General features: G+C 49.9%; 18 protein-coding genes. 16 read left to right on the plus strand and 2 right to left on the minus strand.

The features are described 5' to 3' along the window. Positions 1–11 precede the first annotated feature (11 nt). The 5 genes from IPM58_07605 to IPM58_07625 all read left to right on the plus strand — a co-directional run bounded on the left by IPM58_07605 (position 12) and on the right by IPM58_07625 (position 7159). Complete coding sequence (locus IPM58_07605) at positions 12–1067, plus strand: N-acetylneuraminate synthase family protein (protein MBK9306939.1); 1056 nt, start codon at positions 12–14, stop codon at positions 1065–1067. A 35-nt stretch (positions 1068–1102) separates the two neighbouring features. Beyond that, complete coding sequence (locus tag IPM58_07610; protein MBK9306940.1) at positions 1103–2473, plus strand: hypothetical protein; 1371 nt, start codon at positions 1103–1105, stop codon at positions 2471–2473. A gap of 136 nt (positions 2474–2609) precedes the next feature. Next, positions 2610–4037, plus strand: a complete 1428-nt coding sequence (locus tag IPM58_07615) for a nucleotidyltransferase family protein (GenBank protein ID MBK9306941.1) — start codon at positions 2610–2612, stop codon at positions 4035–4037. Positions 4038–4083: 46 nt separating this feature from the next. Beyond that, positions 4084–5379 (plus strand): DUF4910 domain-containing protein, encoded by a 1296-nt coding sequence (locus tag IPM58_07620; GenBank protein ID MBK9306942.1) that lies wholly within the window; start codon positions 4084–4086, stop codon positions 5377–5379. 229 nt (positions 5380–5608) lie between these two features. Further along, positions 5609–7159: an oligosaccharide flippase family protein gene (locus tag IPM58_07625; GenBank protein MBK9306943.1), complete on the plus strand. Its 1551-nt coding sequence runs from the start codon at positions 5609–5611 to the stop codon at positions 7157–7159. A 61-nt stretch (positions 7160–7220) separates the two neighbouring features. On the opposite strand, the gene IPM58_07630 is transcribed toward IPM58_07625, so the two are convergent. Then, on the minus strand, positions 7221–8297 hold the full coding sequence (locus IPM58_07630; protein MBK9306944.1) for a DUF1624 domain-containing protein: 1077 nt from the start codon (positions 8295–8297) through the stop codon (positions 7221–7223). A 106-nt stretch (positions 8298–8403) separates the two neighbouring features. On the opposite strand from IPM58_07630, the gene IPM58_07635 reads away from it, so the two are divergent. From IPM58_07635 to IPM58_07675, 9 genes are all read left to right on the plus strand, one after another. After that, positions 8404–9684 (plus strand): polysaccharide pyruvyl transferase family protein, encoded by a 1281-nt coding sequence (locus IPM58_07635; protein ID MBK9306945.1) that lies wholly within the window; start codon positions 8404–8406, stop codon positions 9682–9684. Between the two features lie 31 nt (positions 9685–9715). After that, positions 9716–10837 carry a hypothetical protein gene (locus IPM58_07640; GenBank protein ID MBK9306946.1) on the plus strand — a complete coding sequence of 374 codons (1122 nt, stop codon included), beginning with the start codon at positions 9716–9718 and terminating at the stop codon, positions 10835–10837. Between the two features lie 71 nt (positions 10838–10908). Next, positions 10909–11160 carry a glycosyltransferase gene (locus IPM58_07645; protein ID MBK9306947.1) on the plus strand — a complete coding sequence of 84 codons (252 nt, stop codon included), beginning with the start codon at positions 10909–10911 and terminating at the stop codon, positions 11158–11160. A 20-nt stretch (positions 11161–11180) separates the two neighbouring features. Continuing rightward, positions 11181–11864 (plus strand): hypothetical protein, encoded by a 684-nt coding sequence (locus tag IPM58_07650; GenBank protein ID MBK9306948.1) that lies wholly within the window; start codon positions 11181–11183, stop codon positions 11862–11864. Between the two features lie 209 nt (positions 11865–12073). Beyond that, the gene (gene asnB, locus IPM58_07655) at positions 12074–13927 is read left to right on the plus strand and encodes an asparagine synthase (glutamine-hydrolyzing) (protein MBK9306949.1); all 1854 of its coding nucleotides are present in this window, start codon (positions 12074–12076) and stop codon (positions 13925–13927) included. A gap of 73 nt (positions 13928–14000) precedes the next feature. Next, positions 14001–15188, plus strand: a complete 1188-nt coding sequence (locus tag IPM58_07660; protein ID MBK9306950.1) for a glycosyltransferase — start codon at positions 14001–14003, stop codon at positions 15186–15188. Further along, a complete protein-coding gene (locus IPM58_07665) occupies positions 15188–16525 on the plus strand; it encodes a phenylacetate--CoA ligase family protein (GenBank protein MBK9306951.1) in 1338 nt (445 codons plus the stop codon). The genes IPM58_07660 and IPM58_07665 overlap by 1 nt, the downstream gene beginning before the upstream one ends. A gap of 123 nt (positions 16526–16648) precedes the next feature. Next, a complete protein-coding gene (locus IPM58_07670; protein MBK9306952.1) occupies positions 16649–17530 on the plus strand; it encodes a glycosyltransferase in 882 nt (293 codons plus the stop codon). A gap of 7 nt (positions 17531–17537) precedes the next feature. Beyond that, the gene (locus tag IPM58_07675) at positions 17538–18149 is read left to right on the plus strand and encodes a serine acetyltransferase (GenBank protein MBK9306953.1); all 612 of its coding nucleotides are present in this window, start codon (positions 17538–17540) and stop codon (positions 18147–18149) included. 56 nt (positions 18150–18205) lie between these two features. Here IPM58_07675 and IPM58_07680 read toward each other — a convergent pair whose 3' ends face one another. Continuing rightward, the gene (locus tag IPM58_07680) at positions 18206–19435 is read right to left on the minus strand and encodes a glycosyltransferase family 4 protein (GenBank protein ID MBK9306954.1); all 1230 of its coding nucleotides are present in this window, start codon (positions 19433–19435) and stop codon (positions 18206–18208) included. 97 nt (positions 19436–19532) lie between these two features. On the opposite strand from IPM58_07680, the gene IPM58_07685 reads away from it, so the two are divergent. Both IPM58_07685 and IPM58_07690 read left to right on the plus strand, forming a co-directional pair. Next, positions 19533–20894: an O-antigen ligase family protein gene (locus tag IPM58_07685; protein MBK9306955.1), complete on the plus strand. Its 1362-nt coding sequence runs from the start codon at positions 19533–19535 to the stop codon at positions 20892–20894. Next, complete coding sequence (locus IPM58_07690) at positions 20891–22027, plus strand: glycosyltransferase family 4 protein (GenBank protein ID MBK9306956.1); 1137 nt, start codon at positions 20891–20893, stop codon at positions 22025–22027. The genes IPM58_07685 and IPM58_07690 overlap by 4 nt, the downstream gene beginning before the upstream one ends. Positions 22028–22037: the final 10 nt, after the last annotated feature.

Raw genomic sequence — 22037 nt, forward strand, 5'->3', positions numbered from 1 at the left:
AGGAGGGCTAAATGAAGGTTGTAAAACTTGGAAAAAGTGAGGTTGGACGAGATTGTCCTCCCTACATCATTGCTGAAATAGGATCCAATCATAATGGCGACATGAAGCTCTGTCGCAAACTAATCGATGCCGCGGCGACCGCCGGTGCTGATGCGGTGAAGTTTCAATCATGGTCGGATAAGTCTCTCATCGCAAAAGAAGAGTATGAAAACAATTCAAGCTACTCTGATAAGAAGCGTCACTTTGGATCCTTGCAAGAGATGGTAACAGCGTACCAACTTACCCCGGAACAACATGTGGAAGCCCGTGAGTACTGCCTCAACAATGGTGTTGTGTTCTGCTCCACTCCATTTTCAAAGTCAGAAGCTGATCTGCTTGAAAAACTGGAGGTTCCTTTCTTCAAGATTGCCTCAATGGACATCGTCAATTTACCACTCTTGTCATATGTGGCCGGCAAAGGTCGCCCCGTCGTTATTTCTACGGGGATGGCCACGATGGGGGAAATTGAAAAGGCTGTGGAAACAGTCGTTAAAGAAGGTAACGATCAGATTATCCTTCTTCATTGCATCGCAATCTATCCTCCGGAATACGCTTCGATACACCTGAGAAATATTGAAACCCTACGGAAATCCTTCGATGTACCGGTCGGTTTTAGCGATCACTCCTTAGGCACTGCAATCCCCTTGGCCGCTATTGCGTTGGGTGCGTGTGTTATTGAAAAGCATTTCACGCTCGATCAGAAAATGGAGGGATGGGATCACGCGATCTCTGCCGATCCAGAGCAACTGAAGGTGATTGTTGATGAGGGGCAGAACGTGTTCGCGGCGTTAGGCAGTAGCCGTCGGATAGTTACTCAAGCAGAACTTGAAAAACGAAAGAAGTTCCGAAGAAGTCTTGTAGCCTCGCGCGGCCTTCCAAAGGGGCATGTGCTCACCATGTTGGATCTTGATGCCAAGCGCCCAGGCACTGGGATTGCCCCTGACGAATTGCAGTACGTATTGGGACGCAAGACCACACAGGATCTAGAAGAAGACCAGGTCATTCACTGGGAGTACCTGACATACTGAATCTTTCTCATCGCTAAGAAGTCGGAAGGAACTGCATGTCTTCTACAATTTACGTCGTGCATTGTATTGATACAGAAGGACCACTCTACGAGTCGGTTGACGCGACGTTTGAGCGCCTCCGGGCTATTTTCAAGCTACAACTCGAACCGAGTATAGAAACGTTGCGCCGATTACAGGCGGGAACCCTGCCTCTCGATGGACTAGAAGCGGCTGTGAAGAAAGTCGTCAACCCACAGTTACTTGCGTATAACGATACATGGGATAAGGTCGATGACATGCTGATGAACTGTATGGCGGAAGACTTTCGCACCAGCATGCTGGACAGCTTTGGCGGAGGTTGGATCTATAACTGGTTCTGTGTCGACCATGTGGATTATCAAACCAATGCCCGTCGGCGAGATATCGGCTATCACAACGTTTTTGATCACTATTGCGCCATGGTTCATGAAATGAAATCCCTCCAGGATGGCATGGGGTTTCACTATCACCCTCATCCATTCAGCGGTGAGGCGCATCATTGTGCAACCCATTGGTGGGAATCATCTGGAAGCTTACATCAAATCCTCTCCAGACGTGTGATCGACAGAATGTGGTTCCCCGCTGTGCATCGTCCGGGCTTTCACGTCCTCAGACCAGATAGCCATTGGTTTCTTGAACAATTCATTCCTTTCGACTATTCCAATCAAGCATTCACGCCGACTGAGCAGGATAAAGCCCAGTTTGGCATTCAAGGAGGTCGTTGGGGTGATTGGCGAAGGGCACCGACGAACTGGCAACCCTATCATCCGGCACAGGACGACTATCAGACCGCAGGGTCTTGTCGTCGCTGGATTGCCCGCTGTCTCAACGTCGGAACTCGATATAAGTTGATAGGGGAATTAGATGTGCGCCAAGCATTCGAAGAAGCCAGACAAGGTAAGCCGGTGGTGCTTGCGTTTACCAATCACGACTTTCGGGATATGCGTCCCGATGTGAATGAAGTCCGTCGCCTCCTGTTGGGTGTTTCTAGAGAGTTCCCCGACGTCCGATTTAAGTTTGCCGAAGCGGTGAGTGCCATGCGGGATGCGTTAAAACTACCCGAACAACCAGCTTGTGAACTGGATATGTCACTGAAGACCGTAGACGACTCAACCCACGTCTTAGAGATACGATCGTCTACTCCGACATTCGGTCCACAGCCTTGGCTGGCGCTAAAAACGGCATCCGGGACATACCATCATGATAACTGTGACATCGAAGAACCATTTTATCGATGGCAATATGTGTTCGATAAGGAAACATTCCCTCTGCACGCGTTAAGCGCCATTGGCGTCGCTACGAATAATGCGATCGGGGTAACCACGGTCGCTGTCATGGACCCGATGACCGGAAAAAGCGTCAGGCGGTTCTGGAATATGTCCCACTGACTCCATCAGTCCTCAGCCTCATTGTCTTCTCTATCATCGGATGCGGGTGAACGGGAATCAATCTGCTGTGGCTGTCCAAGTTTTACCTGGCTAGAGTTCTTCCTCATCCAATTCTATTTGTCCTCGAGGCCTGCGCATGCTGACAAGAAATTATGAGCGTCTCAATAGCGCAATTGTCGACACGAAGGCTACCCTTGCAGAAGCGATGGCGCAGTTAGACCGTGCAGGGACTCGAGCATTAATCGTTTGTACAGGTGGAAGGAAGCTTTACGGAATCTTGACAGACGGCGATTTCCGCCGAGCGTTGATTCGTCTCACTGATTTGAATGTTCCGTGTGGTGAAATTGCCAATAGGGAACCAATCGTCACCAAGGTTCCATTGTTGCCGATTGAAGCCTTACGCATTCTCAATCAACACGATATCGATCATCTGCCGGTCCTGAACAACAAAGGCGAAATCATTGATTTCTTGCTTCGTAGTGATATTGGAGTAGAGGAAGAGCTGATCGCCAGATCTGTGCGACGGCTTGATAGTGTGACCATTCGACCTAGTGCCTCGATAACCGACGCGATGGCACAGCTGGATAAAGCAGGAACGGGCGCACTGATCCTTTGTTCAACAGGTACTAAGCTCCAGGGCCTCCTAACAGATGGTGACATCCGCAGGGCCATGCTCCGTGGAATTGCGCTCGACAGCTCCTGCGATTGTATTGCCAATGTGAGCCCTTCAACGGTCCAGGGGCCGATTTCTGCCACTGTCGCGCTTCAACTCATGAATGAGCGCGATATTCACCAGCTGCCGGTTGTTGATTCTGACGGTAACGTTGTTGAATTAATTCTGCGAAAGGATATTGTAGCCGAAGCCAAGTCAGGGCTCTCGGCCGCGATTATGGCAGGGGGGTATGGGAAACGGCTGCTTCCTTTGACGGCGCATGTGCCGAAACCGATGTTGCCTGTGGGGGATCGACCACTCCTGGAACGAACCATCGAACAGTTACGTCGGTCAGGAATTCGAGAAATCAGTTTGATCACACACTATTTGGCAGACAGCATCGAACAACATTTTGGAGACGGCCGATCGTTCGGGGTGAGGTTGAGCTATGTTCAGGAAGATAATCCCTTAGGAACAGCCGGCGGACTGAGACTCATGAAACCGCCTGTGCGCCCGTTTGTGGTCATTAATGGAGATATTCTGACAGGGCTCTCCTTTGATACGATGCATGATTACCATCGAAAGAGCGGCTCACTAATTACCGTGGGGGTGAGAAAGTATGAAATGAAGGTCCCCTACGGGATTGTTGAATGCGGCGAGGCCGGAGTGACGGCGCTAAAGGAAAAGCCGTCCTTCACGTTCTTCGTGAACGCCGGGATCTATTTACTTGAACCTTCTGCATGCGAGTATGTCCCGGAGGGACAATATTTTAATATGACCGATCTGATACAGAAACTAGTGGACTTGAAAATGCCCGTCGCAAGCTTTCCGATCATGGAGTATTGGCTGGATGTAGGGCAGCATGCTGATTATCAAAAGGCTCAGGAAGACTTCTGTAAAGGGATCATCTGAATCTCTTCTTTATGGTCTCAGCCGGGTGAGTGGGTTTTAGGAACCAATGGATTCGACACTCAACTATGATGATTGTGGTAAGTGGATGCATGAATTGGCGGCGACGCTGTTCCCCATTTGCCGAAGTATCACGGGAGATGGTGTACGTCAGACCTTGGGTATTCTCCAAAAGCATGTTCCGATTGTCGTTCATGAGGTTCCGTCGGGTACTAAGGTGTTTGACTGGACCGTCCCAAAAGAATGGAACATTCGAGATGCTTACGTCTTAGACGCAAACGGAAAGAGAGTTATAGATTTTCAGGACAACAACCTCCATGTGGTCGGATACTCTACTCCGGTGAATAAGACCATGTCACTTGGAGAACTTCAGCAGCATCTCTATTCATTGGAAGATCAGCCGGATGCCATTCCGTATATTACGTCCTACTATGAACAGCGGTGGGGATTTTGTCTTCAGCATAACCTGCGGCAAACGCTGAAAGAGGGCCTCTATAGGGTGTGCATAGATAGTGAGCTGAAAGACGGTCATCTGACGTATGCGGAGCTGATCATTCCGGGAAAATCAGATCAGGAGATATTCCTCTCGACCTATATGTGTCATCCTTCAATGGCGAACAATGAACTATCAGGACCTGTCGTCACGACGATGCTGGCAAAGTGGATTGCAAGCACACCACGTCGATACACGTACCGGATCGTCTTCATCCCTGAGACGATCGGAGCCATTACCTACTTGAGCCGCAATCTCGACCGAATGAAGGAGAAGATCATTGCAGGGTTTAACGTAACCTGCATTGGCGATGACCGAGCCTATTCATATCTTCCGTCCCGTCATGGCAATACACTTGCTGACAAGGTTGCGCTCAATATCCTTGGCTCCAAACACCAAAACTTTACCCGCTATTCGTATTTGGATCGAGGCAGTGATGAGCGGCAGTACTGTAGTCCGGGTGTTGATCTTCCTGTAGTCTCTGTTATGCGATCAAAATATCGAGAATACCCAGAATATCATACCTCACTTGACAATATGCAGTTTGTGACACCCTCCGGCCTCCAAGGAGGGTTTTCGGTGCTAAGGGATTGTCTCGAGCTACTTGAATGTAACAGGATCTATCGTGCGACCTGCCTTGGTGAGCCGCAACTTGGGAGACGGGGGCTGTTTCCAACGCTCAGCAGGAAAGATCGGCATCAAGTGGTCGCTGATACGTTAAATGTTCTAGCCTATGCCGATGGCCAGCACGATCTTGTCGATATGAGTATGAAAACCCATATCCCGTTCTCCCGTTTGCTCCCTCTCACTGCTAAACTAGTCGAGGGCGGTCTTCTCTCAGAAGTTAGTTAGTGGAGCCTGCTGAAGTAAGACACATCCCGATCTTAGTACTCCTCCACGCCGAAGGGTTCCCGCGATTGACATATGGGCTATTCCAGATCTGTTCTTCGCAATACTATCTCCATGGGAAGCTCTCTTGATTCGTCGTGCATGTACGAGACCTGGTCGCAGAAAGAAATCTTTATTTTGAGACACTGCCGCTTGATAGAGGTTCGAAGAGAAAGAGAGTGAGGTCTGGCGCATGAGCCTTGGTCGACAGACGTTCAAACATGCTGCCATCTATAGCGTCGCGAATGTCTTGGGAAGTCTTGCCAGCTTCCTTCTGCTTCCCTTCTACGCGCACCTTTTTGGAGCTGAAGGCTATGGGGTGATGGCTCTGATTGATACGAGTCTTGGGATGTTTACGGTCCTTCTAGCAGGTGGATTACAACTGGCAATTATTCGTATCTACCACGAGGAAGAAGAGTCCTTTCGAAAAAGCCTTTCGATCGGTACAGGTATCCGACTGGTCTGGTGCCTTGCTTTTCTCATTACAGTTATTCCAACTATTGCCAGCCGACCTCTCAGTGAGCTTTTGTTTGGAACTGAGGAACATTCTTCTTTAATCATCCTTGCATTAGCAACTTTCGTGGTTGATGTTGCTGGCCAAAGCGCGAGTACGGCCCAGATCATCAAGCAGCAGTCGGTACTCTTCTCTGCGATTGGTCTTGGAAGACTACTTGTCGGGTTGTCCTTGAATATTTGGCTCGTTGTCGTCTTGCAGGTAGGCCTGATTGGTTTCTTCTTATCATCGTTCATAACTGCCGTTCTGAATGCGGCTGTCTTCCATTTTGCGGCGATTAGAGAACATGGATTTGGATTTGATCGGCACATTGCCCGAAAACTTGTGGCATTTCAGCTACCATTGATGCCAGGCGAGATGGTCGGGTTTCTAGGCAGGCAGGCTGATCGAGTTTTGGTTCGTGCCCTGGTAGGTCTCGAAGGGGTGGGAATTCTTGAAATGGGATACAAATTCCCTCCTCTCTTGAATCTTTTCATCGGTATTCCGTTTCGAAGAGCGTGGAACACAAAGAGCATGGAAATAGCGGATCAGGTTGATGGTCCAGCGGCCATCGCATCAATGTTCACACGATTTCTCTATTTAAATATGTTCGCGGGGCTTCTGCTCGCGCTAACGGTCCAGGATATTCTCAAGATAATGACACCTCCTGAATTTTGGCCGGCGAGCCGCATCGCTCAGATCGAAATTGTGACCACTATTTTGACAGCCTGTGGTACCTACTTGTCATTTGGCGTGTTATATCGAAAACAAACCAAAGTACTGTCCGTTGCTAGAATTACTTTGGTCCCGATCAAGCTGCTTCTTGGGTGGCTATTTATTATGCAATGGGGCTTGGCCGGAGCCGCCTTGTCCGCATTGATTGTCGAGCTTACCTGGCTAGGATGGGTTGCACCAAAAGGACATTCGTTGTACCCCCTTCCACTGGAGTACAAAAAAATTGTAACAATCGTTCTCTATGCGGCAGGTTTGTTTGTCCTGCTCAATGGGGCCACCTATGAGGCTTTGAGTCCGATCGCAGCAGAGGTGATGTCGGGCATTGTCCAGTTCGTACCATTAATGCCGATTGAAGACTGGACGGCAGGGAAAGTCATTGAGATCCTTCAAGATCGACAGGAATACGTCATATCATTTATCTTTAATTGCTTCTTGAGCTTATCCTTCCTGGCCTTATTCCCGCTTGTGAATGCAGGTTCTATATTGAAACGGGATCAAGCAGCCGGTGTTGCTTAGGCATGAGATAGATTGAATGACCTCTCGCACAAAGATTTGCTCCCTAAGCTGCCCGGAGGATCTAGATCTTTATCACGATGCCTTTTCGTGACAGCCACCAGGCGATGCTAGCCGATATTGCAATGAGTATCAGGCTCATCAGGAGAGATGCCAATTGTGCGTGCCCAAGTCCAGCTGTGCCAACCATCCATCCATAGTGCCAGATGGAGATCCAGCTACCTGATGCCTGCTGCATCCCAATGGTATGACCCGCCAAATAGAGCATCGCGCTCACGACATACAACAGAAGAGGGTTTTCCCCCAATGCAATTAGTAGTGCACATCCTGCATTGCCGAGATGCCTACTTGGAACCACGCTCAACAGGGCATATAGGAGCGTGGCCACGCCGGCAGAAAGTAAACAAGCTGTCACGTTCAATTGCTGGAAAAAGAATGGTAGAGATGGATTGAGGGTGACACTCGCGAGAACAAGTACTGACCCGAGTATCGTCAAGAAGCGGTTTCTTTGAACCTTACGATCGGGTCGGACAAAGAACCCGGCGAGCGACCCAGCAAGGATAAGACTCACACCAGGAATGAGCGTCATAAGAGTTCGTCGATATGTCGGATCACAAGGCGGGAGATCCAATCCATTGAGATAGAGCTGATAGCCGAGACATGTCGCCATCAGGAGGCTGAATTGGCCTCTCCAGTCTGTAAAAAGCACCATTGGGGCTGCGAATAGGTAGGAAAGAGCGATTCTCTGAAAAATCCCCAACAGTCGTGATTCAGACAAGCAAGCAAAACGCCCAGGTGAGTCAAGGCAAGTCGAAGCATCGAGTGCAATTCCCACTGCATACAACGCCGCACTTCGTAGCAGAATATGCTTGAGTAGCTGATATTTTGTAGCACCTTTAGCGAGTCTGGAAGAAATCGACAGTGAAAGTGAAAGGCCAATCATCCAAAAAAAGGTTGGCACAACCAAGTCCGCAATGCTCAGCCCGCAGCCAAAAGTCTGTATCAGAGAGGGAAAGCTCTGCTTGAGATTGCCATGGTAGCTCGTAATGATCATCAAGACGATGATCATGCCGCGAAGGAGATCTAATGCTGGAATTCGGTTCGCCAGAGCATTCACCTCCGTGCCTGGATAAAACGCCATGGAACACGCAACAGGGTGGCATGACACTTCAATACACGGCTGAAGATGGTCGACAACGTAAGCTGAACCATACTCGGCGGTCTCAAGGCAGGTAAGGAATCGAGGAATGAAAGTTCTCTTCGTAAACGACTCAACGAGCAATTGTAACTGGGGCGATCGTGCTGCTGCAATATCCTTGAAGCATATGGTTACACAATGCGGTGGAACGATCTGTACCGCTATCACCGAAGATGCACTCGTCCATTCTTCATTCAGAGAGCCTCTTAGGGAAACCCATCGTGTCGGCGCAAGGATCATTCGCTTACTTGCACCTCCTGTGGTCTGGAGTGTCCGGCAGAGGCTGGAGCAGTATCTACCAGAAAAGGAAAGCCAGGATATCATTCCTCAGCGGTGGGATGAATTTGCCCCTCGTGCCAAGTTGTTGCTCGAACAAGAGCATCTCTACACAAAATTGTTAACGGGGTTGCGGGAATCAGAAATCATCGTCATCCACGGAGATGGCTCGATGGTGGGTAATCCGAGGATGGCTCGGGCTGAATTATTCCTAGCGTACTTCGGGAAGAAACATCTTAACCGCTCTGTCATCTTAATCAATCACACTGCAGACCTTGACCATCCCATTCTTCAAGAAATTGCCGAACACGTGTATCCCATGCTCGATGACATAACGTTCCGCGATCAGATCTCAGTGGAACGATGCCGGGCGATGTGCCAAGGTCGGTATGTTCCAGATTCTGCCTTCTGGTTTAGCCCGGCCAAGAAAGAAGAGTGGGCGACGCTCGCGCAGCGCCCCACCTACATGGATGTATGGCCGGATACAGCGTGCTTTGACCCAACAAAGTCTTATATTTGCGTCGGAGGAACTTCCGCTTTCTCGTATGACGGGACGCCAGCAGAAATTATTGACGACTGGGCAGCACTTCTTCGACACCTTCGGTCAGTCTATCAAGGACAAATCATTCTCACGGTGTCGGACATTGTTGATCAGGCCATTTTTCGTCCGATTGCAGCCACGTTGCAGTTGCCCTTGATTAGCATCAATACGCCGGTTCAGCAGGCGGTTGATGTGCTTGGGAATGCCGATGCCTATATTGGTGGCAGGTGGCATCCGAGCATCTTTTCTCTCCGCGGAGGAAGCCCGGTCATTTCCGTTACTTCCAAAACATTCAAGATGCGTGCATTAATAGAAATGGCGGGGCTCGAGACGCGTTTATACGATCCATATGCTGTTGCCGCATCCAAAGAGGCAATATCTTCGCAGCTTCTTGACCTGCTGAAGCAAGGTGAAGCGTTGAGAGACAAATTGCGGCAGTGGGCTGGAGGACAAGCAGAAAAGTGTTGGAGCAATGTAGCCTACTTGAAGCGTGTAGGAGCCAAAGCGATCTGACGCGTGATACACAGACCTGGTGAGACGCGAGATGAATGTATTTGTGATTGCGGCTCCCTATCAAATTCTCAATAGCATTGAAGCTATTCAACGTATGAAACTAGCTTGCAATACTCTCGTAGTGTTGGATACAGGGCTGTTCCAGCGACACACCTACGAAAAGATGATCGATAAAGAGTCCTGGCAATCTGTACTGTTTGTCTCGTTTACGTATCGATTGACAGATCGTGACTTTGGAAAGGATTTTCCCAGCAATTTATATGACCGTTTGCTCGAACTATATCTGGTGCTCGATCAGATGCTGAAACGCTGGAGAATAAATCGCTTCTGTGCATCAGTTGGCCATGTCACGAATCTGTTTCTAGGTAACTATCTGAATGACTATGACCTTCACATGAGACACCTTGCCAACCGCATTCGATATGAGCGATTGTTCCTCTTGGATGTAGGAACTGATACGTTGAGGATCGCCAGACAACGTCTGCAAGAACAGAACGATAAGTCCTCCAAGGCTCTCGCTAAGCAGCTAGCAAAGCAGGTCTCTGCACCATCGACTGGCTCATGGTTTGCGAAATTCAAGCGAGCAGTTCGCAATCGTTTTGTTGACTGGGACAGTGACGGGGTCTCCAAGCTCACGTTTTTTACATGCTATGAGCCTGATGTACATCCAAGTGATGAAGTGATCACGAACGACTACAGATGTTTGCAAAGCCGGATGCAAAACGTCAGGCGAGTCGACGTCGTGTTCTTTATTGGACAGCCCCTGGTAGACCAGCAGTATCTACGGCTAGAAACCTTTGTGCGCCATATGCAACGGATCGTAGATTATTTTTCCGGAAGGAAGGTAGTCTATGTTCCTCATCCGAGAGAGTCGAAACACTATGTGCAAATGGTAGGAGCAGAACTGGGTTTCCCCATACAACACTTTTCTGTTCCCATTGAATATGCGATCTCCCTAGGGGAAGAGGCACCCCGTGGGGTTGCTTCGTTCTTTTCTTCGGCGCTTGTGAACTTGGCTTCTATGTTAGGCAACAACGTAGAGTTAACCGCATTCTACATTCCGCAAGAGGATCTTCTGAAGCAGGTGGACGTTGTCGAACACACCTACCGACAGATTCGCTCTGTGAAGGGTGCGAACATTAAGGTCGCATGAAGGCATCGGGAGATCGTGCCCTTCCGCGAGTGGTGCAGCTCAAACATTTCTAGTGGTGGGAGAATGCAACTGTGCCAAAACTTAGCATAATAATTCCGGTCTTCAATGCAGAGCATTTTATTCGTGAGACCCTTGCCAGCATCACCGCCCAGGAACTGTGCGATGTAGAAGTTATATGTGTCGATGATCGGTCGACTGATGGCAGTCGAGCCCTCATTCGGAATATACCTCGAGTCTCTCTGTTGGAACGTGAGTCAAACAGCGGAGGCTGTTCGATTCCGAGAAACGATGGAATCGAGATTGCTCAGGGGAATATATTGTAATATTCGATGCCGACGATTTAATGGAACCTGGTAAGCTTGCAGCACAGGTGAGTCTTTTAGACTCCCATCCTGAAGTCGATTTCGTGTTCACCGATTTTGTGAATTTCGGCGAGTTTGGTATCGGGTCTCGACACACATTGACCTGTCAGCAATTTCGCTCATTATTAACTAATGAAGTGGCAGAACACGTCTACATTATTGACTCACAAGCTGCGTACAAGACGCTGATAAACGAAAATTTTGTGGGAGCTTCTTCGATGATGTTTCGGAAGAAGCTCACTGCTTCCATCGGTAGTTTTGATCCAAAACTGCAGAGTAGTGAAGATATTGATTTTGTCTTTAGGGCAGCAGCCGTTGGAAGCTTAGGGTATGTGGATATGATAGGGCACCGGAGACGGTTGCATGCCACAAATATGACTCAGAATATGAAGAAGGTTCAAAGATGTTACTTGTCGGTACTCCAACGACAGCTTGTGACATCACATGACAGCGCGACTCGCCTATGTCTGAAACAACGGATATCAGAGGTTTATTGGGGGCTCGGATACGCACTGTGTGAAGAAGGTCAGTTGTGGGAATCAGCAGCTATGCAGATCCAGTCCGTAAAGGCGAACTGGACGAACATGAGGCCTTATATGGGGTTAGTAAAAGGAGTGCTCTCGTATGTTTCAGGAAGGCATAAGCCGCAGGCTATTCAAAACTAGCAGGTACTACGTTCTGATCTGCGCGCACTCTGGCGATGCTTCGCTCCTTGACTAGCCTGTTCCAATCTCTGTTCCTCTTTGTCAGTCATCAGTCTTTCAGATTCTAACTTCTCGAATATCGAATGCATTACGCGTGGTCATGAGAGTGGATGGTGAGCGTTCGTGCGTCTGGACATGTCAGAGCTTAAGAAAGCAAGGTTAATAAACGTATGTGCGGAATAGCTGGTATTGTTACTTCCTCAAAACATGCCGTCGGCCATGTAGAGGCGTTGAAGCGTATGACAGACAGACTCACACATAGAGGGCCAGATGGGGAAGGACGAAAGCTGTTCAATAGATGCTTGTTAGGCCATCGACGCCTGGCAATTGTCGATGTCGAAACAGGCCGACAACCCATGACGACTCATGATGATCGAGTGGCTGTAACGTTCAATGGAGAAATCTATGGGTACCAAGAGATCAGGACAGAGTTGTCTGAGTACCCATTTCGAACCAAGTCAGATACCGAAGTTGTCCTTGCCCTGTATCGACAGCACGGTCCAGGATTTGTGACGTCTCTCCCCGGCATGTTTGCGTTCGCGATCTGGGATGATCAAGAGCAGGAGCTATTCTGCGCCCGTGACCGGTTTGGCGAAAAGCCCTTGTATTACGCGATTGGGAGGAATGGGGAGTTCATCTTCTCATCCGAGATCAAAGGAATATTAGCTTCGGGCTTGGTCGAGCCCGTGTTGGATCGAAACGCCGTAGAGCGATATCTACAGAGACAATGTGTGGCCGCAGATCAGTCCATATACTCGAATATCAACGCGGTGCCTCCCGCGCATTATGTTCGTTACCAAAATGGCGTAGTCGAGGTGAGAAGGTATTGGGTACTACCTAAGATTGAAGGAGATATCGATGCAGGAGAGGCTGTGGAACAGTTTCGGATCCTGCTATTAAAGTCCGTGCAGCGTCAATTGGTGGCTGATGTTCCAGTCGGTGTCTTTCTCAGCGGTGGCTTGGATTCCAGTACGATTTGTTTGTTGGCGAGTCAACTCAACAGCAGCTTGAAATCCTTTTCATTCGATTTCGAGGGAGATCACAGCGAAGTCGTTCATGCCCGTGCAGTTGCCAAAGCCTATGGCCTGCAACATGCAGAACTCACCGCCCAATGTGCAAACATCGGAGAGCAATTGTGGCGTATGCAAGAAGTCTACGATGAGCCGTTTGCTGATTCTTCCAATATTCCAACCTATATGCTCTGTGGAGAAGCGCGACAGCATATGAAGGTGGTTCTGACTGGGGACGGGGGCGATGAGTTGTTTGGTGGGTACCAATGGTATAAACCGTTACTTTGGATGGAAAAGGAAGGGAGAGTCGGGCTACTGCGATGGATAGCCGCACGCATGATCAGTCGGCTCTGCGGTTTAGCTCATTTGCCAGGTGCGGTCGCGCGTGAGCTGCGTATCACGGGCTTGGGGTATGGAAGGCGGTACTCTTCGATATTGGGAGCGCATAGCGGGCAGATGTCCATGTTCGATCCGCGTGACTTGGAACTGTTGGGGATTGGGGGAGGACGCTCCATTCATGCTTCGCATACAACCGATGCGTCGGCGTCAATGGATGATGTGCTCCGTTTCGACGCTAAGGACTACATGCCCGCTGATATCTTAACAAAGATCGATCGAGCATCGATGGCGCATGGCCTTGAACTGCGCGCCCCGTTTCTTGATGTCGAATTTGCTTCATTCTGTCTGTCTCTTCCGTATCGGCTCAAGATCTCCACGAGTGAGGACAAGATCATCCTGCGTCAGGCCTATTCGGCACAATGGCCGGAGTCCATTCGGGCACGCAGCAAACAAGGGTTTGGTGCTCCACTCGCCAGATGGTTCCGCCACCCTTCGATCAATGAATTGGAACAGTCTATTCTGCGAGATCCGGCCGCGCCCATTTTTAAGATCCTCTCCTACCACGGAACGCAACAGATGTTGCTACGTAGCAACCTGATGCAGCGCTGGACGCTTTTGGTCTTAGCCGTCTGGTTGGCACAGAAATCGAGCGTTCACAATATTGCCTCTGTGTGACGGCACCCGCTATCTGTACATCGCGCTCTGAAACGGTTCACATCATAACTACCTGCCGCTTCGACTGAATAGCATGACTGCCATACCGACGAAAATCATGTACCTAGTAGACCATTACGCAGGGCCACAAGCAGGGACCGAGGGACAACTTCTTAAGCTCGTCCAGCATCTTGATCGCTCTCGGTTCCAACCGGCGATAACTTTGTTTCGTGGCAGCGACTGGATTGAGCACAACTCCTTCGGTTGTCCTATGCAGGTTCTTCATCTTACAAAGCTCGCCAGCCCTACAGCGATCATTAAAGTTTCGCGGTTTGCACAGACGCTTCGACGGGAAGGGTATCGGCTCGTCCATTGCTTCTTAAACGATGTATCATTGATCAGTCCCCCACTCCTACGAGCGTTCGGAATCCGAGTCATGGTCTCCCGTCGAGATATGGGATTCTGGTACACACCAGGTAACCTGGCAGTGCTGAGGCTTGTCTCACCGTTCGTTGACTCTTATGTGGCAAACTGCCAGGCAGTTGCTGGTGTGGTGGAGCAAAAGGAATGGGTGCCATCAAGGAAAATATCAGTGGTCTACAATGGTCTGTTTCCTCGAGCGGACCACCATCGCGAGTTATCACAAGAAGCCGTACCTTCTCGCGTTTTCGACAAGGGAACTGTCGTGGGGATTGTGGCCAATCTGAAGCCGATCAAGCGCATTGACGTATTGATCCAGGCCATCGCTGTCGTGCGTAAGCAGTGCCCCGGCATACGTTTGGTCGTCATTGGGAAAGATGGGCCCTCGAATCAGGGCCGAAGTATGCGGGAAGAGTTAGAAGAGTTAGCTGGTCGATTGGGGCTTTGTGATCAGGTTGTCTTCATGGGAGCCGTCGACGATCCGGTACCGTACATCAAGCAGTTTGCCGTGGCAGTCCTGTGCTCAGAGTCGGAAGGGCTCTCTAATTCTATGCTGGAATATATGCAGGCAAGGCGTCCGATCATTTGCAGCGATACGGGGGGCAACCCTGAATTGGTGCAGGATGGAAAGAACGGGTTCTTGGTACCTGTCGGTGATGTCGTTGCACTAGCAGAGCGGCTGATCAGGTTGCTCACTGACAGCGCCTTGGCCAGGAGATTTGGCGAGGCTGCAGGAGAGACCGTTCGCTCGATGTGTGCTCCTCATCGAATGCTTGAAGAGCAGATGGCGTGCTATGACGCTGTGCTATCGGGTTCTCGATTCAGCTGGTCACCCAACGAGGCATCAAGGACTATGCAGTGATGTTGACATGGCTTTCAAAGCACGTGTTCTTCCCGTTGTGGGAGGTCAAGGATGGAGCTCATCGCGCTGAGTATCTGCATGAACTCTCGGCAAGCCAGTGGTCGGATCCGGAGACCTTGCGTCAGAACCAATGGGTGCGTGTGCGCGAGATGGTTCGTTATGCCTCCAATCATTGTCCCTATTATCAGGAGCGCCTTTCCGGGGGAGGGTTTGATGGTGCGCTTCGAGACCGGGAAGACTTTCGACGCATACCCATTTTAACAAAGAAAGACATTCGAGCGAATGGTAACAACCTCCTCTCACGCGAGTTCGAGAAGAAAGATCTTGAGAAGTCAAAAACAGGTGGATCAACTGGTGTAGCACTCGAGCTGTATTTCGACAAGCAGTGCCAAGAGAAGCGCAATGCGGCGGCCATGCGTAGCGATCGATGGGCGGGATGGGATATCGGCATGCCGGTTGCGGCCATATGGGGGAATCCCCCCATCGCGGATACGCTGAAGAAAAAGCTTCGCAACCTCCTCCTCGATCGCACGATTTATCTCGATACTATGGAAATTACTGAAGACACGGTCCGGCGCTTTGTCGAGGAATGGAGGAAGGCGAAGCCCAGAGTCATTTTCGGGCATTCCCATTCCATCTATATTTTAGCGATGTATCTCCAACGTCTGTGCATCGAGGGCATTCATCCGAATGGAATCATCTCGACTTCCATGATGTTGCTGGAGCCGGAGAGACGGTTGATCGAGGAGGTATTCGGTTGTCGAGTGACCAACCGATATGGGTGTGAGGAGGTAGGACTGATAGCCTGTGAGTGCGAGGAACATAAGGGCCTCCACTTGAATATGGACCATGTGCTCGTGGAGTTTCTGAAGGATGATGGGACAGAGGCCGCTCCCGGTGAAGAGGGGAATATCATCGTCACTGACCTCGTCAATCGTGGAATGCCTCTTATCCGCTATCAAATCGGCGATGTGGGCGTTCCAAGTAGCCGGTCTTGCGCTTGCGGCCGTGGCCTTCAGCTCATGGACCAGGTGACGGGTCGGCAAGCAGACTTTCTAAAACGGCCGGATGGATCACTCGTGGCCGGCGTCTCACTGGTCGAGCGCACACTCACCGCGATACCAGGCATCGAGCAGATGCAGCTGGTCCAAGATAAATTGAACCACGTTTCTGCAAAGGTGGTTCGAGACCAGACATATTCTGATATCTCCGAAGGTAGACTGCGCGATGAACTGAAGACGGTATTTGGCGACGAGGTGAGCGTCGATGTGCACTACGTTCCCGCCTTGGGTCAAACTAGAGCAGGGAAGTATCGCTTTGCGATCTGCAACGTGTAACCGTTTGGTGAGAACCTGTTTCGCTGTCACCGATAGTGGTAAAAGGGCATACGCTCGATACCTGTCGTAGAGCTGTCTGCCTAAGAGGCCTGAGTGTAGCCTGGAATGTGCGGGGAACTGACAATGGCAGACAAGCCGCTTGTGAGTGTGGTCATAGCGACGTACAACTTAGTAGCCTATGTGCCTCTGGCCATACAGTCAGTGCTGGACCAAGTCTACTCGAACATTGAGGTGATTGTTATTGATGATGGATCAACTGATGACACTCGGGATGCTGTAAAACCCTACTTAAATGATGCTCGCGTACGGTATCTATTTCAGGACAATCGGGGACAGGCGGCTGCGAAAAATTATGGGGTTCGTGAGGCACATGGGGACTACGTGGCATTTCTTGATGGCGATGATATGTGGGCGCCGGAAAAACTCGAAATGCAGATGCCTCTTTTTTCAAGGTCTGAAGCGATCGGTGTCGTGTATTCCCGAATGCGCTATATCGACGAACGCGGAAAGGAACTGGGGATCCCGGATAATGAGCTGTTTCGCGGGCGAGTGAGCGGCCTGCTCCTCATTCGTAACTTCATCGGATTTGGGACCTGTGTTGTCAAAAAAGAATGTTTTGACCGTTTAGGAGGCTTCAAAGAACACGTGAAAATGGGTATCGACTATGACCTCTGGCTCAGATTGTCCACTCAGTATGAATTTGACTATGTTGACCAACCACTCCTGGATTACCGTGTGTGGGGGGGGCAGATGTCAAAGAATTTCAGGAGCCGCTATCTAAATGGAATCGAGATCATGAAAGCTTTTCTTCATGAATTTCCTGGAGCGGTCGATAAGACCACGGAACAGGAAGCATGGGCCCATACGTACGTCGGGTTCGGCCAATGCGTACAGGAGATCGATCGTCGGCGAGGCCAAGCCTTACACCTGTTTTGGAGGGCTCTTTGCCATAAACCCGGGTATCTTCCCGCATGGAAAGCGATCGTTAGAGCGATCTTGCCCTAGGAGACGCATGCTTTCCGATGAGAGCAGACAGCAACAACTTACGTTTTGGAGTGTGATCGGAGCAGATCTCTATCGATATGGTCACGGTGTCTCAGTCGGCTCATTCGCCAAACAATACTTTCTTGTACCTGGTTTCAGATATAGCTTCTGGATGCGTGTTGCGAATCTTCTTCGGCAAGAATCCATACTCTGGCGACCAGCGCACTACCTGTGTCGAGCGATTCTTCATCGCTATAGCCTGAGGTACGGTATCTCCATACCGTACAATACGCGCATCGGGCCTGGGTTGTACATCGGACATCATGGTGGCATTGTAATCAGCAGCGAGGTTGTCATCGGCTGTGATTGTAATATCAATCATGATGTGACGATCGGGATGAAATACGGTGGTAGAAACCCAGGAGTACCGGTGATCGGCGACCGCGTGTATTTAGGACCGGGGTGTAAGGTCATCGGCGGAATATGCTTAGGAAACGATGTGGTGGTTGGAGCCAATTCCGTTGTAGTCGACTCGGCCCCAGCCGCGAGTGTGGTCGCCGGCGTTCCGGCAAAGAAGATATCGTCGAAAGGATCATCCGATTATGTGGTGAATACACAAGCCACTCGGAGAGCAGGATAGCGTATAGCACCTCATGCCAAAATGTGGCACAAGACCGAAGCCTGTCCTAGCCGTGCTCAGCTGGTGCGTGTCATCAGATGTTGGTAGATCGCCAAATATTTCTCCGTCATCGCTTCAAGAGAATATTTAGCTTGCTGAAGGGATCGCGCTTGACTACCCATTTCTGAACGAAGCAGAGAGTCTTCATAAAGCCGACATATTGATTGTGCAAAAGCCTCAGCATTGCGTGGAGGGACCAGCAACCCGGTGGTCTCATTCAGTACAACTTCGGCGAGTCCCCCAACACGAGATGCGACAATAGGAATCCCAAGGGCCATAGCCTCGAGCAAGGTATATGGTAGTCCTTCGTGTAAAGAGGGCATGAGTAAGACGTTGCAATGAGCAAGGTAATCATACACGTTCCTGCGAAAACCCAGGAGATGTATGCGGTTTGCAATTCCACGAGCCTCAGCGAGTGCCTGCAACTCTATCTCGCAAGGACCGGTTCCTATAATGTATAGATGTACGTTTTGTGGTATGCCTCGGGAGGCAATAGTTTCAATAGCCGTATGAGGCCCCTTCACGATATCGAGTCGACCTACCATTGCTATGTTGAACAGACCTTTGTCGATCTCTGCAGGGCAAGGGAATTGGGAGCGATTCATAGTTGCCACGCCGTTTGGTATGACCGTTGTCCTGAGACCGAAGTGCGCCTGACGATAGTGTTCCTGTAGGTCTTTAGTCACGTAGGACACGGTCGCGTGGGCCACACGTGTAGCGGCGCTTTCAAGAAAGGAATAGAATCGATTGCGCAGGGTGTGGATCACTCCAGCTACGGTCGATTCCGGCAATCCATGTTCAGTCTTGACCATCGCGAAAGAGCACCATCTCCGTGCCAATGCACAGAAGACCGTCGCCTTATAGCCATGGACATGTACGACATGGATGTTGCGGTGCCTGAACAGTCGAGCCAGTTGCCGGGAAGTGGTGAACACAGACCGATTACGATCGGATAGGATGACTGGTTCGACTCCCTGTAGCCGAGCCTGGGCTGCCAGTTCGCTGTCATGAAAAAGTACGAGTAGTGTACTCACACCTCGTGCTGCAAGTCCGGTGATCAGGCCAAGGACCTGGCGTTCAACCCCACCGAAGAGCTCACCAACTGTGCATATCGCAATGCTGTTGAGACTTCCCGAGGAGGGCACTTTTTGAAGGCCCCAGCGACCATCTTCCGAAGGCGATGCAAGGCCATGACGAACAGAATTATCAGAATGGGGAGAGCCCGATATCCCTATATCTTGTTGCACGACTTCTTGTCCCCACAGAGTTCTGAGTAAAGGCACATTGGTATGCTGACCTCAACCTGTAAGTGCTCTCTCAACTATAGCCGATAAGAGTCATCCCTTGAAGAAATTTGATATCCATAAACCGACTTCGTTAGCTTCCAGGCGCAAGCCGCCCGTTTCAATCCCCAGCTCCATGTCTGCGGATGATGAGGGGACGAAAAAATGGGGGCTCAATATCTATCTATTATTTGCGGTTAGCTGGTTTTTGCATTTGGGAGCACGATTGCCATTCCTCGGTGTCATCCGGTTTGATTTGCTCCTCGTATGTGTCTTGATGTACTTGGCATTCATGAGCAAAAAAGCTACGGATGCACACGATGAAGTTCCCAATTCCGAGGGAGCGAAGACCGATACGATACTGAGGGTGTTGGTCGCCTATTCAATCCTTACAATTCCATTCGTCTACTGGCCCGGGAGTGTGATCAACACCGGCATAGCAAATTTCGTTAAGGCGATTGTCTTCTATTACTTTACCGTCGCGTTTGTTCGTACCGAACGGGATGTGAAGAAGCTCATCGTCGTCTTTGTCTCATGCCAATTGGTGCGCATCATTGAACCCCTGTATCTACACATCACGGAAGGGTATTGGGGCGATGTCGCCTACATGTTAGCGGGCACTGAAGCCCTCGACCGATTATCTGGAGCGCCTAGTGACGTAATCAATCCCAATGGACTCGCCTTCATCATCTGTTTGGTTTTACCGTTCTTGTACCTCATGGCTGGATTGTCGTGGAAGAGTCGTATCGTGGCCATTCTCCTGGCTTCGACCTGTCTCTACACCTTAGCACTTACGGGGTCACGTTCAGGGATTGTTGGGTTATTCGTGATCCTTCTGGGAATTCTCGCGAAGGCAAAAAGACGGGTCATGTGGGTGACATCCGTTGTTATTATTGGCATTGTAAGTTTTCCGATGTTAAGCGCAAACATGCAGGATCGATATCTATCGGTCATTGGGCTTGGGGAAAAGAATGCCGGGACAGCGGAGGGTAGAGTCAGTGGGGTCATAGATAATTTTATGGTCGTACTACATAGGCCTGTTTTTGGTCATGGGCTTGGGACGTCTCGAGAGGCCAATGCAAATTTCGGTGGGACTGATCAACCTGCACACAACCTTTATGTTGAAGTCGCTCAAGAACTGGGTCTTGTTGGGCTCACGATTTTTGTCGTGCTTCTAAAATCTGTATATACAGGTTTCAATGGGTGCAAAAAGGCATATAGCCAACTAGATGTGAGTATCTTTCTGCGAAACCTAGTTGACTGCATGCAGATCATCTTATTCATGAACTTTATCTTCAGCTTTGCCAGCTATGGGCTCAGCAGCTACGAGTGGTATTTTTTGGGCGGTATGTCAGTGACTATGCAACGGTTGGCCACGGAGACTCAAGGTAAGACCGCTGTGGGCCTAGGAGCAAAGACATGAGCAAGTACCGCGTTCTGCTCATCGTCAAGCACCCGGTGGGGGGCATACGAACATATTTTCGATATGTTTATAAGAATTTCAGCCCAGTGAGGTATCATTTCACACTTCTGGCACCTGATGTGCCGGAAGTTCAGGTATTACTGGAGGATCTCAAAGATCTCGACATTGAGTACGTTCCGGTTAGCCGGCAAGCAAACAATAAGGAGCTTTTCAAACTCGTCTCAAAGATTATCCGTACTCACTCCTTTGAACTGATTCATTCTCACGGTTTTACGGCTGGGGTGTGCGCTGTCAGCGGTGCCCTTACCAAGCGCATCCCTCATCTGTTGACCTGTCATGATGTTATCGGGTCCGGACAGCTTGTCGGACTTAAGGGTTATGTCATGAGGTTAGGGCTAGGGGGGCTCTTATCCATGATTGATTCTATACACTGTGCTAGCAACGATGCTCGTGACAATTTGCTCGCACACGTCCCCATTCTAAAACTTAAGAGGAAAAAAGTCGTCGCAATTCCTCATGGTATTGAGAGCGAGAGATTTTTGAATGCGGAGAGAAGGGATTTGAGGAGAGAGTTTGATCTGCCTCCTGATACTTTCCTCATAGGCTTTTTGGGCAGATTCATGTCTCTGAAAGGATTCCGTTACCTTGTGGACGCGTTTGAGCAGGTAAGAAAAATGGAGGGCCTTCCGAAGAAGCCATTGCTGTTAACTTTTAGTCAGCCAGACGGGTTTATCAGAGAGGATCAGGACTATGTGAAGCAAAAGGGTCTCGGTGAGTCAGTGTTATTCTTGCCATTTGTGTCAAACGTCGCATCGACTCTGAAGGGGCTGGACATCGTAGCAATGCCCTCGCTTTCGGAGGCATGTGGCTTACTTGCGATGGAAACACTGGTAGCCGGCATACCTCTTGTGGGAACAAATTGCATAGGGCTGAGGGAAGTGTTGCAAAACACGCCGGCATACGTGGTCCCTGCGAAAGATAGTACTGCCTTATCCGAAGCTCTGGCAATGGAGATGAGAGCCCCAACGATGAGCCGTGCAAAAAAGTTCGCAACAGAGGCTGCAAACCGATTTGAGGTGAAAAGGAGCGTGGCAGAGGTTGAAAAGTTAATGCTCGAGCTCATCGAAGGATGAACTTGCCTCG

This window comes from Nitrospira sp. (assembly GCA_016715825.1).
In the GTDB taxonomy this organism is placed as follows: Bacteria; Nitrospirota; Nitrospiria; order Nitrospirales; family Nitrospiraceae; genus Nitrospira_D.

Coding starts and splice junctions, on each gene's coding strand:
- IPM58_07675 (MBK9306953.1), top strand. CDS start 17,538: ATGCTTTCCGATGAGAGCAGACAGCAACAACTTACGTTTTGGAGTGTG.
- IPM58_07660 (MBK9306950.1), top strand. CDS start 14,001: ATGACTGCCATACCGACGAAAATCATGTACCTAGTAGACCATTACGCA.
- asnB (MBK9306949.1), top strand. CDS start 12,074: ATGTGCGGAATAGCTGGTATTGTTACTTCCTCAAAACATGCCGTCGGC.
- IPM58_07690 (MBK9306956.1), top strand. CDS start 20,891: ATGAGCAAGTACCGCGTTCTGCTCATCGTCAAGCACCCGGTGGGGGGC.
- IPM58_07610 (MBK9306940.1), top strand. CDS start 1,103: ATGTCTTCTACAATTTACGTCGTGCATTGTATTGATACAGAAGGACCA.
- IPM58_07635 (MBK9306945.1), top strand. CDS start 8,404: ATGAAAGTTCTCTTCGTAAACGACTCAACGAGCAATTGTAACTGGGGC.
- IPM58_07615 (MBK9306941.1), top strand. CDS start 2,610: ATGCTGACAAGAAATTATGAGCGTCTCAATAGCGCAATTGTCGACACG.
- IPM58_07665 (MBK9306951.1), top strand. CDS start 15,188: ATGTTGACATGGCTTTCAAAGCACGTGTTCTTCCCGTTGTGGGAGGTC.
- IPM58_07650 (MBK9306948.1), top strand. CDS start 11,181: ATGGAACCTGGTAAGCTTGCAGCACAGGTGAGTCTTTTAGACTCCCAT.
- IPM58_07625 (MBK9306943.1), top strand. CDS start 5,609: ATGAGCCTTGGTCGACAGACGTTCAAACATGCTGCCATCTATAGCGTC.
- IPM58_07640 (MBK9306946.1), top strand. CDS start 9,716: ATGAATGTATTTGTGATTGCGGCTCCCTATCAAATTCTCAATAGCATT.
- IPM58_07630 (MBK9306944.1), bottom strand. CDS start 8,297: ATGGCGTTTTATCCAGGCACGGAGGTGAATGCTCTGGCGAACCGAATT.
- IPM58_07605 (MBK9306939.1), top strand. CDS start 12: ATGAAGGTTGTAAAACTTGGAAAAAGTGAGGTTGGACGAGATTGTCCT.
- IPM58_07670 (MBK9306952.1), top strand. CDS start 16,649: ATGGCAGACAAGCCGCTTGTGAGTGTGGTCATAGCGACGTACAACTTA.
- IPM58_07620 (MBK9306942.1), top strand. CDS start 4,084: ATGGATTCGACACTCAACTATGATGATTGTGGTAAGTGGATGCATGAA.